Source organism: Hydrogenoanaerobacterium sp. (assembly GCF_032017025.1).
Taxonomy (GTDB): domain Bacteria; phylum Bacillota; class Clostridia; order Oscillospirales; family Ruminococcaceae; genus Hydrogenoanaerobacterium.
The window spans coordinates 36613-48891 of sequence record NZ_DALZQO010000026.1 but is presented as its reverse complement, the minus strand read 5'-3'; the positions used below and the strand labels follow the sequence as shown (position 1 = coordinate 48891).

The window sequence follows — 12279 nt, the reverse complement described above, 5'->3', positions numbered from 1 at the left end:
GTCTATTTCTCATTCGATAAAACCCCTGTTACCATTTAATATTTCATCTGCAAGAGCCTGTGCGACAGCCACTGTCGTACAGGCTCTTTGTTTACTTTACGACAAAATATGCTATACTGTACCTATGTAATTTTTGAATAGAATGGAGAGAGAACGATGAGTTATGTGCCAACTATGGAGCAGGCGCAGGAGATTTTGCAGCGGTATAATCAAGATGATTTCCACTTAAAGCATGCGGCAATCGTCTCGGGCGTAATGGGGTGGTTTGCAAAGGAATACGACCCCGAAAATGAGGAGTTCTGGCGTGTGGTAGGCCTGCTGCACGACCTCGATTTTGAGCAGTTCCCCGAGCAGCACTGTGTAAAATCGCAGGAGCTGATGAAAGAGCTCAACATTGACGAGCGCATCATCCGTGCTACGGCAAGCCATGGCTACGGCCTCTGTGTGGATATCCGCCCGGAGCATGTGATGGAGAAAATTCTGTACGCAACCGATGAGCTTACAGGGCTGATCGGTGCCGTTTCGCTGATGCGCCCCTCTAAAAGTGTAAGCGACCTCGAGCTGAAATCGGTGAAGAAAAAGTTTAAGACCTCCGCCTTTGCAGCAGGCTGCTCGCGCGAGGTCATCAGCAATGGCGCAGAGATGCTTGGTTGGGAGCTGGATGACCTAATCAGCCGCACCATTTTGGCAATGAGAAGCCTGATGGATACCATGGAAATTTAAGATAGCAACTTGGAAGGGGGCGCAGCTGTGAATGACGATACAAGCGTGGGTATCCCTGTAAGAACCTTTGTCACCAACGTACCGGACAAAGCAGGTGCGTTCCTGCTGGCAAACAGAATTATTTTGCAAAACGGCGGCAATATCATGCGGGTCAGCTACAATAAGGCGGTCGACCTGCACACCATGTTTATTGATGTACAGGGCAGTACCCGCAGCTTGGATGCAATTTCGCAGCAGCTGCAGGCCATCGGCTACCTTGGTAACTGCCTTGCCGAAACACAGGTGATGATGGTAGAGCTGAAAATACCGGACGAGCCGGGTGCACTTTACCCTGTTTTAAAAATTCTCGACCGCTACGACATCAACATCAGCTACATTAACTCCAGCCCCAACGGTACCCCGTACCAAAACTTCCGCATGGGGCTGCTGATTGAAAATCCGAAGGTAGTAAAGCTGCTGCTCGACGACATCAGTGAGCACTGCCCCATCGATATTCTGGAATACGATGCGTCCGAGGCAAGCCTTGACAACACCATCTTTTACATTCGTCTTGCCAACGACATGCAAAAAATGTTTTACCTCAGCGCAGAGCGCACGATGGAATTTATTTCGGAGGCGAATCGTATTTTACAGCTGCTGCAAGATAGGGGCGAAAACCCCCAAAAGGTGTTTGATTATATCCACCGCTTTGCCGCGTTTATAAAACGCTATGAGGGCGAACAGTTTCAGCCCGATGTAAACAGCCGGCAGGTGAGCGCACAGGTAACGCTGCATACCATAGAGCCACCCTGCGGTAGCAACACCTACGTGCTGGAAACGCAGGACGAACTGGTGCTCATTGATACCGGATTTGCAGTGTATGCGCGTGAAATGCTTGCACTGCTGCGCCGCCTGTTCCCCGATTGGGCGCAGCGGAAAAAGCGCATTTTTATTACGCATGCTGATGTAGACCATTGTGGGCTGCTCAACGTCATCACCGATGCCGAGCTGTGGCTCAACCGTAAAAGTGCCGAAAGCCTGCGTTTGCAGTGGCTAAACCAGCCCGATTTTCGCGAGCGTAAATCGTTTTGTATGGGCTACAGCAAGCTGAGCCGCATTATTACAAGCTACCAGCCGCCCGAGCAAGATCGTTTTTATCTAATTGATGATGAAACCACCCCCGAAGAACATGAAGACCTGTTAAAGATAGGAGCCTTTACCGTGGGCGACCTCGATTTTGAGGTGTTTGAGGGCAGCGGCGGGCACCTCTATGGCGAAATGATTTTTTTGTGCCGTGCACACAGTCTTATTTTTACCGGTGATAATTTGGTGAATATCAGCGGTTTCTCATTTGAACGTGCCGAGTTCAACTCGCTTGCACCTTACCTGATGACCAGTGTAAATGTGGATTCTAAGCGCGCTACAGCAATGCGCCGCCAAGTCATTTCGCTGATTGAGCAGACCGAACAACAAACCGGCAGCTCCTGCTTAATTCTGGGTGGGCATGGGCCTCATTCCCGCCTGCGAGAAGGAAAGCTTGTCACAGCGGAATAGTTATTTTGGAGCAAAACAAAAGGCTGAGATGATTTCATCTCAGCCTTTTTCTCAAGTTCCCAATATCCTTTTGCAAAGTGTGCAGCCGGTAGGCGTACCCGCACAGCCGCCCAGTGCAGTTTCACGCAGCTCAAATGGCAGGCTCCTGCCCACACGGTACATCGCCTCCACCATCTCGTCGAACGGAATAAGGTTACGTATGCCGCTCAGCGAAATCTCCGCTGAGATAAGCGCGTTTGAGGCGCCGATGGCGTTGCGTGTTTGGCAGGGAGATTCCACCAGCCCCGCAACAGGGTCGCACACCAACCCCAACAGGTTGCTGATTGCCATTGCCGCCGCCGAAAGGCATTGCTCGGGGCTGCCGCCCATCAGCTGGGTCACTGCGCTCGCTGCCATAGCACTTGCAGTGCCAACTTCTGCCTGGCAGCCGCCCTCTGCACCTGCAATGGTTGCGTTGCGTGTAAACAGGTAGCCTACCGCGCCGGTGTTCAGCAGGGCATCCACCATCTGCTCGTCGGTAAAACCAAATTCCTCTTGTACGGCGAGGAACACACCCGGTATCACACCCGAAGAGCCCGCTGTCGGCGCTGCCACAATCAGCCCCATCGAGGCGTTTACCTCCAATACACCCATTGCATAGGCAATTGCTTTTGCAGTGGTTTGCCCGCACACGGGCGCAGTACGCAAGCGGCGTGTCTGCAACTTTTGTGCCTCGCCGCCAATCAGCCCACCCATGGAGATGAGTTGCTCGGTGAGCGATTTGTGCACCGCCTGCTTCATAATTTCATAAGAGGCGCTCAGCTTCTCCAGAACATCCTCGCGTGAACCGCCCATATGCTCGGTTTCACGCAGCAGCATTGCCTGCGATATGGTACAGTAGTTCTGCTCACACATGGAGAGCAGAGCTGCTCCGCTTGAAAAATCCATTGTTGTTCCTCCCACAGCACTAAATGTGAATCAGCAGTGCGCTTTCAATGTGCTGGTTGCTCTCAATTTTTTCGGCCGTACCTTCAGGGATGTCGCCGTCTACCTCAATAATGGTGTAGGCGGTTTCCCCCTTATTTTCACGGTACATCCGCATAAACGCAATGTTGATTTGATATTCGCTGAGGATTTTGGTGATGTAGGCTACAACGCCGGGCTTGTCCAGCTGGCGGATGAGCAGGGTGTTGTAGTTGCCCGACAAACTAACGTTTACGCCGTTGATGCGTTCGATTTTGCAGTTGCCGCCGCCGGTAGAAACGCCGCGTACTGTGGTGACTGTGCCGCTTTGCGCGGTGATAGCGATATCGACGGTGTTGGGGTGTAGGTCTTTTTCGGTTTCGTTCACTTCAAAGTGGTACTGCAAACCGGCTTCGTCCGCCATACAGAACGACTCCTTAATGCGCGCATCCTCGGTGCCAAAGCCCAAAATGCCCGCAACCAAGGCGCGGTCGGTGCCATGCCCCCTATAGGTTTTCGCAAACGAGCCGTACAGGGTAAACTCGGCTTTTACAATGCGTTCCTTCACCAGCTTGCCCGCCAACAGCGAAATACGCAGCGCACCGGCGGTGTGCGAACTGGATGGCCCGATCATATTCGGCCCAATCACATCAAATATGCTGATTTCTTTCATAGAATAAGGCTCCTCAAATGCAGTGAATTTGTAGCTGTTGCTGAACTATGTGTTCAGAGCTATCATACCACTTGTAATGGGTAGTATGTCAATATATAATAAGGATATAATGTATCATTTACCAAAAGAAGCGTATAAAACGTTTAATTTCCATAAAAGGACTTGATAAAGGATGAAAAGGATCATAGCAGATTATCATATGCACAGTATTTCGCCGGATGCACGTATACCGATGGAAAAGATGTGCCTTGCGGCAATCGAGCGTGGGCTTACCGAGATTGCGGTAACCGACCATGTTGAGATCTACGCACCCGATTATCAGGGCAAAGAGCCGCTGATGTTTGATGACGCTTACCTCGACCGTTACTTTGTCGAGTGGGAGCATTGCCGCGAAAAGTTTGATGGTAGGCTGATTGTCCGCCGCGGCATTGAATTGGGGCAGCCCGATTGCAACCGCGAAAATGCAAAACGGATTTTGGAGAAATATCATTTTGATTACGTGCTGGGCTCTATTCATAAGCTGTATGCGGTGGATTTGGCCTTTAAGCATTATTCTGAAAGAACCAACGACAGCATTGCCCGCAAAAACTTAGAACTGCTCTATGAACTTGCGGATATTGGTGATTTCGATTGTATGGGCCACATTGACCTTATTAAGCGTTATGCTACACGCCAAGGGCAGCAGGTGAGCCTAATGAAATACCCTGAGGAGCTGACCGCCATTTTGAAGCGTTTGGTGGAACGTGGCAAGGGGCTTGAAATCAACACCTCAGGTTTGCGCCAGGGGCTTGGTGAAACTTTACCCGCGCTTGATATCTTAAAGCTTTACCGTCAGCTTGGCGGAGAGGTGCTCACCGTCGGCTCAGACGCCCATCGCGATACCGACGTCGCCGCTGACTTTGATGCCGCGCTTGAACTTGCACTTGCGGCAGGCTTTACCAAACTTGCCCTGTACGAAAACAGAAAGTGCAGTTTTTACTCCATTGCAGATTAATTGCTTTATAGAAAGCGCCGTATGATTGAAGTAATCATGCGGCGTTTCTCGTTGTATTGGTAGGGTATTCCAGCCTAATCATCTTTTTTATAAATTTTTAACCGCACAATACGCTCATCTATAAGCACCTCGGCGCTGTCGATCATCTGCCCAACAAGGTGCAGCTCGGAGCTCTGCCCAAGGCTGCTTGCACCTGCAAGCTCCCAAAAAAATTCTTCCAGACCCTGATTTTTTTCAACCGTTTTTAAAAAACGGTTGAGATCCTCTAACGTTTTGCGCTCAGAGGGCAGATACCCGCTTTGCAGCGAGAGTTCATAACCACCGGAGCACTTTTTGATATCAATCTTCACTTCATCCGAGCCGACATTGAAGAAAAAGGTAATCAGCTCATCTACAATCTTTGTTATTTTTTGACGTGTTGTGTTCATGCTTGCGGCTCCTTTCTAAATGTCTCGATGAGTGGTATGAGCACAATGCATACCAAACCTGCAGCGAACCCGTTGTTATAGAGATTGAGCCCTCCATGCAGGGTGCCTACATTGAGCACCACCGATGCATGCACCACGCCTGCAAGAAAGCCCCACTTCCAGCCGAACTGGCCTGCAATGGGGGCCAACGCTGTCGAGAACAGGGCGGCCAGCAAAACACTCGAGTCTTGTAAATCCCATACCATAAGAAATGAGCTCACAACAACGCCGCCCATTACCGGCAAAATATTGCGCAGGTGCTTGCCAAACGCACCAAAACCGCAGATGGTAAAGATGCCGCCGATGGTTGGGCCATTGAGCGCGCCGCCCACCAGCAGTACATACAGTGTGCCTGCTAAGCCAACCACACCCATGTTAATAAGTGTAATGGGGTATCCGTCCAGCAGAATAAAGTCTGCCACAGCGCGCCCCGAATGACGGAATATTCGTTTGAAGTTTGCAAAGCTGTGCCCGTTTAGCAGCCAGCCTAATAGCACCATAGCAGCAAACAGTACAAACAAAAAGCCGCCAAGAAACAGGTTGTTGCCCTCGCTCCATTGCAGGTGGGCTTCAAATATGTAACCAAACGATTTGCAGATCGAGGCAAGCACCATACCGATTAACCCCGCCGCAAAGCCGACATTATACAGGTTATAGCCCTGATGGAGCCGCAGAGCATAGGACGAGATGGGTGGTAGCAGAAACCCAATCAGCGTACCCACACCAATGACTAGAACCAACTGTAAAAGCGGGTGATCTCCTCCGATGACCGCCATCTCGGTGACAACGGGGGAGAGGCAGGTACCAAACAAAGCAACATAGACGTAGCGGCTGAACGGCTCTTTTTTATAGCGTGAAAACAAAAAAACGCCCAGCAGAATGGGGAATATGTTGAAAATATCTTTGCCAAACAGGGCAAAGCCCGACATCAAAAACAGGCAGGCAACGCTGATACCCGAAAACGGCAGCTTGCAAGCACACAATAGCGCGATTGAGATCAGCATCACCAGCCCTGCATTAACAAATGCGGCACCCATTCCGCCTATGACGATAGAATCGGTAATCAGCCCCGCCTGAGCTTTTATAATATCCCCAATACCCGTTATGATTTTATCCGGGATGTCGCAGAGTAACCCAAAGCCGACCAGTATCAGCGCAAAAATCAACATCGTTATAAAAATAAAATTGCTGGGATGGTTGCTGTCATAATGGAAATACTCTTTCAACATTATCGTCCTTCCTATCGCTTTTTCGTATAAAACAAAAAAGCAGGCATGGTATCTGTCACGTGAGTGACCTCTTAAGCCAATGTCGCTTTGCAATTAAAATTATTTAAAATAAAGAATTCGGTGGTCTTATCTGGTAGCACGTGGTATTATTATATCGAAAAACAAATTGCCGCGCAAGAATGGTTTGGACTTTGGGCAACATTTTTTTTAAGAATTTGCATAAAATAGGAAAAGCACGTTGCTAAGAAAGAAGCGCCCCAGTGTCACTTCATTCATACAGCAATGCAAACTATGGCGTACTTGCCGAAAAAAGAGGAGTAATCGCATGGATTTCGTTGAGATACTTAAGGTTGTGGTGCTAGGCATCATTGAGGGTGTTACCGAGTGGCTGCCCATCAGCAGTACGGGACATATGATTTTGGCGGATGAGTTTATCAAGCTGAGTATCACACCCGAATTTAAAGAGATGTTTCTTGTTGTGATTCAGTTGGGTGCTATTCTTGCGGTTGTATTGTTGTACTTTCGCAAGCTGAACCCTTTTGCACTGAGTAAAACACCGGCCGAGCGCCGCGATACGGTGATACTATGGCTTAAGGTATTGGTTGCGATTCTTCCCGCCGCCATCATCGGTATCCCGTTTAATGATGAGATTGACAAGCTGTTTTATAACTATCAGACGGTCACTGTCACACTTATCGTTTATGGCGTACTGTTTATTCTGCTTGAAAACCGCAACCGCGGCCGCAAGCCCCTTGTTAAAGATTTTTCGCAGCTTACCTATAAAACCGCCGCTTTAATCGGTGTGTTTCAGGTGCTGGCGCTTATCCCGGGTACCTCGCGTTCGGGGGCAACCATTCTTGGTGCTATTTTGCTGGGTACCTCACGCTATGTTGCTGCGGAATTCTCCTTTTTCCTCTCCATTCCTGTTATGTTCGGTGCAAGTGCGATTAAACTCCTCAAGTTTGGCTTCCACTTTACGAACGATGAATGGGTAATTTTGCTTACCGGCATGGTGGTTGCCTTTGCGGTATCGGTTCTTGCCATCAAATTCCTAATGGGCTACATTAAAAAGCACGACTTTAAAGTATTTGGCTGGTACCGCATTGTGCTTGGTATAGTTGTTGCAATCTACTTTATGTTCTTTGCAAAGTAACGGAGGAAAAAATATGAAGGCCATCTGGCACTATAACACCGAAATCGGTAAAATTGCAATTGTAGAAGAGAAGGGTTTCATTACCAACCTGTACTTCGAAACTGATTGTATCCCACAGCGAGAAGAGTTGCAGCACAGTGAAACCGACGTTCTAAAGGAGGCTCATCGTCAGCTGCAGGCTTACCTTACGGGTGAGTTGCGCCGGTTTTCACTGCCTCTTTCACCGACGGGCACACCATTTATGCAGTGCGTATGGCAAAGCCTTTGTGAAATACCTTACGGCGAAACCGCTAGCTACAAACAAGTTGCGGCTAAAGTCGGTAACGTAAAAGCCTGCCGTGCTGTGGGGCTTGCAAACAATAAAAACCCGATCCCGCTGTTTATCCCCTGTCACAGGGTGGTGGGGGCAGACGGTAAGCTGGTAGGCTACCGCGGAGGGCTGGAGCTGAAGAAAAAGCTTTTATGCCTTGAAAAGATACTTTAGAATTAGAATGGTGCTTACGCCATTAAAACAGCCGCCGGTCATCGCGACCGGCGGCTGTTTTAATACTTTGTCCATTTACGAAGGCGATAATAGACGTCACCGCCGCGGCAAGCAGACAACAAGATTCAAATATTCACACCTTTGTCTATTCCGCCCGCCCTGCCTATAAAGCTATAATAATGTTAAGATAACCCAGTGTGCATACTTTTGAATTATTTAGGAGGGCTGCGCAGTGCAATACGGCTATTTTGACAATGAAAACAGAGAATATGTAATCGACCGGGTAGATGTGCCCGTTTCGTGGACGAATTATATCGGCGTAAAGGATATGTGCGGGGTGCTGAACCATACCGCGGGGGGGTACCTGTTTTATAAAACGCCCGAATATCACCGCATTACTCGTTTTCGCCCCAACGGCGTGCCTATGGATCGCCCTGGGCACTATGTGTATCTGCGTGATGACGATACCGGCGAATACTGGAGCATCTCGTGGCAGCCTGTGGGCAAGCCGCTTGATCAGGCGCGCTATGAATGCCGCCATGGTCTTTCGTATTCCCGTTACCTCTGCGACTATAACGACATCAAAGCAGAGCAGACGCTGTTCATCCCCATCGAAGACCCGGTTGAGCTGTGGGACGTAAAGCTGCACAACAGCAGCGGCAGAGAGCGTCGCCTCAGTGTTTTTTCTTATTGTGAATTCTCGTTCCATCATATCGAGATGGATAACAAAAACCACCAAATGAGCTTGTATGCCTCCGGTTCTTCCTTTGAAGATGGAATCATTCAGTACGACCTGTTCTATGAGGAGGATGGCTATCAGTTCTTTACCTCCAACTTTACCCCCGATGGTTACGATTGTGTGCGCGATACCTTTTTGGGCAGTTACCGCACCGAAACCAACCCGCTGGCGGTGGAGCGCGGTGAATGCAGCGGCAGCACCGAGCTTGGCGGTAACCACTGTGCTGTGCTGCACAAAAAGCTTGTCTTACAAGACGGTGAGGACGCGCGCCTAATCTTTATGCTTGGTGAGCAGGGGCAAGAAAACGGAAAAGCAATGCGCAAAAAATACTCTGACGCTACCTATGTGGACAACTGCTTTGCCGAGCTTGCAGCGTTTTGGGACGATAAGCTAAGCCAGCTGCAAATACATACGCCCAATGAGGGCATGAACACCATGCTGAATATCTGGACGCTGTACCAGAGTGAAATCAACGTGATGTTCTCACGCTTTGCCTCATTTATCGAGGTAGGGGGCAGAACAGGGCTGGGCTACCGCGATACCGCCCAGGACGCTATGACGGTACCGCATTCCAACCCGCAAAAATGCCGCCAACGTATCATTGAGCTGTTGCGTGGCTTGGTGACGCAGGGCTATGGTCTGCATCTGTTCCAACCGGAATGGTTTGATACACAGGTGAAAAAGCAGAGCTTTAAATCCCCTACGGTGGTGCCAACTCCCGATAAAAATCAAATTGTTCACGGGCTGAAAGATACCTGCGCGGACGACGCACTGTGGCTGATTGCATCGATTGCAGAGTACATCAAAGAGACCGGCGAGTTTTCGCTGCTCGACGAGGTGGTCACCTATGCCGATGGCGGCAGCGGTACTGTGTATGAGCATATGACCAAAATCCTTGATTTTTCCACCGAGCAGGTAGGTGAGCATGGCATCTGCAAGGGGCTGCGTGCCGATTGGAACGACTGCCTCAATCTGGGCGGCGGCGAAAGCGCGATGGTGAGCTTTTTACACTACTGGGCGCTTGAATATTTTATCGAGCTTGCCGATCACATTGGGAAGACAGACGATGCTTTAAAATACGGAGCAATTGCCAAAAACGTAAAAACGGTAAGCCAAGAGGTGCTGTGGGACGGCAAGTGGTATGCCCGCGGAATTACCTCAAAAGGGAGAAAAATTGGCGTGCACAGCGATGTTGAAGGTAGGGTGCACCTGGAAAGCAACACATGGGCGGTGCTGTCGGGTGTTGCCGGCAACGAGCATGGCAAACAGTGCATGGATTCGGTGGATGAATACCTCTACACCCCTTACGGTTTAATGCTGGTAGCGCCCGCCTATCAAACCCCCGATGATGACATTGGGTTTGTAACACGCGTTTATCGCGGTGTAAAAGAAAACGGCGCCGTGTTCAGCCACTCCAACCCGTGGGCATGGGCGGCGGAAGCAAAACTGGGCAGAGGCAGCCGTGCTATGAAATTTTACGATGCACTTTGTCCTTATAATCAGAATGATAAAATTGAAATTCGCCAAAGCGAGCCATATTCTTACTGCCAGTTTATCATGGGCAAAGACCATACCGCATTTGGTAGAGCGCGCCACCCGTTTATGACAGGCTCAGGCGGTTGGAGCTACTTTGCAGCAACACGGTATTTACTCGGTATCCGCCCTGATTTTAACCAGCTGATTATCGACCCCTGCATCCCTGCTGACTGGGAAGGCTTTACCGCTGTGCGCAAATGGCGCGGAGCTACCTACAACATTACGGTTCAGAACCCCGATGGGGTAGAAAAGGGCGTAAAAACCGTATCGCTCAATGGTAAGTGTTTGGACGGTATAGCAGTTCCGCAGCAGCCTGAGGGCAGCGAGAACGACGTAACAATCATAATGGGATAGGAGCGATAGCATGATTAAATTTGGAACAGGCGGCTGGCGCGCAATCATTGGAGATGGCTTTACAAAAGCAAATGTTCAGCTGCTTACCCGCGCCCTTGCACGGATGATGAAGGACTCCGGCAGCGCGGAAAATGGATTTTGTATCGGTTATGACCGGCGTTTTCTTTCGGTCGAGGCCGCAAAATGGGCAGCTGAGGTGATAGCGGGCGAGGGCATCTGCTGTAAGATACTCGACCGGGAAGCCCCCACACCGCTGATTATGTTCACCGTCAAAGAAATGAATATGGATTACGGCATGGCGATTACCGCCAGCCACAATCCCGCCATTTATAATGGCATTAAGGTGTTTACCGCAGGCGGAAGAGATGCCGACGAACGTGTTACTGCTGAGATAGAAATGTACATTGCAGACCTATGCGGAGAGCCGGTAGCCCTTATGGATTACGAGAAGGGCATTGCCTGCGGCTTGATTGAGGAGATTGATTCGTTCAACAATTATATCGACAGCATCCTTTCTGCCATCAACACCGAGGCGATTAAGCAGCGCCGTCTTAAGGTTGCGCTTGACCCAATGTATGGCGTAAGTCAAACCTCTCTGCGCACCATTTTGCTCACAGCCCGCTGTGATGTTGAGGTGATTCATGAGCGCCACGATACGCTTTTTGGAGGCAGGCTGCCTGCACCCAACGAGGATACAATGAAGAGCCTTGTTAGCTATGTGCTTGACCACCATTGTGACCTCGGTGTTGCCACCGATGGCGATGCCGACCGAATTGGAGTTATTGATGACCATGGTGATTTTCTGCATCCAAATCGCATTCTTACTTTACTTTACTATTATCTGGTAAAATACAAGGGGTGGCACGGCCCTGTGGTGCGCAACAATTCCACCACACATCTGCTTGATAAGGTTGCCGAAAGCTTTGGCGAGAAATGCTACGAGGTACCGGTGGGGTTCAAGCATGTTTCCGCTAAAATGCGCGAAAGCAACGCGGTCATTGGCGGCGAAAGCTCGGGCGGGCTTACGGTTCGCGGGCATATTCAAGGCAAAGACGGAATTTATGCGGCAGCGCTGCTCGTTGAGATGATTGCTGTTACAGGCAAGCGCTTGTCAGAGCTATACCAAGAGATTCTCGATACCTACGGTATTCTTTACACCAAGGAGCTCGACTTCCGTATGACACCCGAGCGCAAGCATGAGCTTACCGAATTGCTGTTTACCGATAAGCTGCTGCCGGAGTTTACATTGCCCATCGAGCATGTCTCGTATCTGGACGGCTGCAAAATCTACTTTAAAAACGGTGGATGGATTATCGCCCGTTTTTCCGGTACCGAGCCTTTGCTTCGCGTCTGCTGCGAAATGCCCCAAGAAACACTCGCCGAACAGACAGCACAAACCTTGCAAACGTTTTTAAAGCTATGACAACGATCTCCTATATCCCGAAAAACCGC

Annotated in this window: 11 protein-coding genes; 7 read left to right on the top strand and 4 right to left on the bottom strand. The window is 49.8% G+C overall.

The window, feature by feature from the left end:
* Nucleotides 1–156 precede the first annotated feature (156 nt).
* Nucleotides 157–723: a hydrolase gene (locus RTV33_RS13480; protein WP_312645091.1), complete on the top strand. Its 567-nt coding sequence runs from the start codon at nucleotides 157–159 to the stop codon at nucleotides 721–723.
* Nucleotides 724–750: 27 nt separating this feature from the next.
* Nucleotides 751–2256: an MBL fold metallo-hydrolase gene (locus RTV33_RS13475; protein WP_312645090.1), complete on the top strand. Its 1506-nt coding sequence runs from the start codon at nucleotides 751–753 to the stop codon at nucleotides 2254–2256.
* Nucleotides 2257–2307: 51 nt separating this feature from the next.
* Here the strand turns inward: RTV33_RS13475 and sdaAA are convergent, their stop codons facing one another.
* Both sdaAA and sdaAB read right to left on the bottom strand, forming a co-directional pair.
* On the bottom strand, nucleotides 2308–3183 hold the full coding sequence (sdaAA, locus tag RTV33_RS13470) for an L-serine ammonia-lyase, iron-sulfur-dependent, subunit alpha (protein ID WP_312645089.1): 876 nt from the start codon (nucleotides 3181–3183) through the stop codon (nucleotides 2308–2310).
* Nucleotides 3184–3202: 19 nt separating this feature from the next.
* Nucleotides 3203–3871 (bottom strand): L-serine ammonia-lyase, iron-sulfur-dependent subunit beta, encoded by a 669-nt coding sequence (sdaAB, locus tag RTV33_RS13465; RefSeq protein WP_312645088.1) that lies wholly within the window; start codon nucleotides 3869–3871, stop codon nucleotides 3203–3205.
* 172 nt (nucleotides 3872–4043) lie between these two features.
* Here sdaAB and RTV33_RS13460 point away from each other — a divergent pair, with 172 nt between their 5' ends.
* Nucleotides 4044–4865, top strand: a complete 822-nt coding sequence (locus RTV33_RS13460; protein WP_312645087.1) for a histidinol-phosphatase HisJ family protein — start codon at nucleotides 4044–4046, stop codon at nucleotides 4863–4865.
* Nucleotides 4866–4939: 74 nt separating this feature from the next.
* Here RTV33_RS13460 and RTV33_RS13455 read toward each other — a convergent pair whose 3' ends face one another.
* Together RTV33_RS13455 and RTV33_RS13450 are read right to left on the bottom strand one after the other, a co-directional pair.
* Nucleotides 4940–5293: a hypothetical protein gene (locus RTV33_RS13455; RefSeq protein ID WP_312645086.1), complete on the bottom strand. Its 354-nt coding sequence runs from the start codon at nucleotides 5291–5293 to the stop codon at nucleotides 4940–4942.
* Nucleotides 5290–6561, bottom strand: coding sequence for a DUF1576 domain-containing protein (locus tag RTV33_RS13450; RefSeq protein ID WP_312645085.1), 1272 nt, complete (start codon nucleotides 6559–6561; stop codon nucleotides 5290–5292). The genes RTV33_RS13455 and RTV33_RS13450 overlap by 4 nt, the downstream gene beginning before the upstream one ends.
* Nucleotides 6562–6886: 325 nt before the next feature.
* On the opposite strand from RTV33_RS13450, the gene RTV33_RS13445 reads away from it, so the two are divergent.
* The 4 genes from RTV33_RS13445 to RTV33_RS13430 all read left to right on the top strand — a co-directional run bounded on the left by RTV33_RS13445 (nucleotide 6887) and on the right by RTV33_RS13430 (nucleotide 12250).
* Complete coding sequence (locus RTV33_RS13445) at nucleotides 6887–7714, top strand: undecaprenyl-diphosphate phosphatase (RefSeq protein WP_312645084.1); 828 nt, start codon at nucleotides 6887–6889, stop codon at nucleotides 7712–7714.
* Between the two features lie 13 nt (nucleotides 7715–7727).
* On the top strand, nucleotides 7728–8198 hold the full coding sequence (locus tag RTV33_RS13440; RefSeq protein WP_312645083.1) for a methylated-DNA--[protein]-cysteine S-methyltransferase: 471 nt from the start codon (nucleotides 7728–7730) through the stop codon (nucleotides 8196–8198).
* 232 nt (nucleotides 8199–8430) lie between these two features.
* Nucleotides 8431–10827, top strand: a complete 2397-nt coding sequence (locus tag RTV33_RS13435; RefSeq protein WP_312645082.1) for a GH36-type glycosyl hydrolase domain-containing protein — start codon at nucleotides 8431–8433, stop codon at nucleotides 10825–10827.
* Nucleotides 10828–10837: 10 nt separating this feature from the next.
* Nucleotides 10838–12250, top strand: a complete 1413-nt coding sequence (locus RTV33_RS13430) for a phosphoglucomutase/phosphomannomutase family protein (protein WP_312645081.1) — start codon at nucleotides 10838–10840, stop codon at nucleotides 12248–12250.
* The last annotated feature ends 29 nt before the right edge of the window (nucleotides 12251–12279 follow it).

Bases quoted from the DNA above. Each gene is read 5' to 3' on its own strand.
- RTV33_RS13445 (WP_312645084.1), top strand. From the start codon at position 6,887: ATGGATTTCGTTGAGATACTTAAGGTTGTGGTGCTAGGCATCATTGAG.
- RTV33_RS13450 (WP_312645085.1), bottom strand. From the start codon at position 6,561: ATGTTGAAAGAGTATTTCCATTATGACAGCAACCATCCCAGCAATTTT.
- RTV33_RS13460 (WP_312645087.1), top strand. From the start codon at position 4,044: ATGAAAAGGATCATAGCAGATTATCATATGCACAGTATTTCGCCGGAT.
- sdaAA (WP_312645089.1), bottom strand. From the start codon at position 3,183: ATGGATTTTTCAAGCGGAGCAGCTCTGCTCTCCATGTGTGAGCAGAAC.
- RTV33_RS13455 (WP_312645086.1), bottom strand. From the start codon at position 5,293: ATGAACACAACACGTCAAAAAATAACAAAGATTGTAGATGAGCTGATT.
- RTV33_RS13440 (WP_312645083.1), top strand. From the start codon at position 7,728: ATGAAGGCCATCTGGCACTATAACACCGAAATCGGTAAAATTGCAATT.
- RTV33_RS13430 (WP_312645081.1), top strand. From the start codon at position 10,838: ATGATTAAATTTGGAACAGGCGGCTGGCGCGCAATCATTGGAGATGGC.
- RTV33_RS13480 (WP_312645091.1), top strand. From the start codon at position 157: ATGAGTTATGTGCCAACTATGGAGCAGGCGCAGGAGATTTTGCAGCGG.
- sdaAB (WP_312645088.1), bottom strand. From the start codon at position 3,871: ATGAAAGAAATCAGCATATTTGATGTGATTGGGCCGAATATGATCGGG.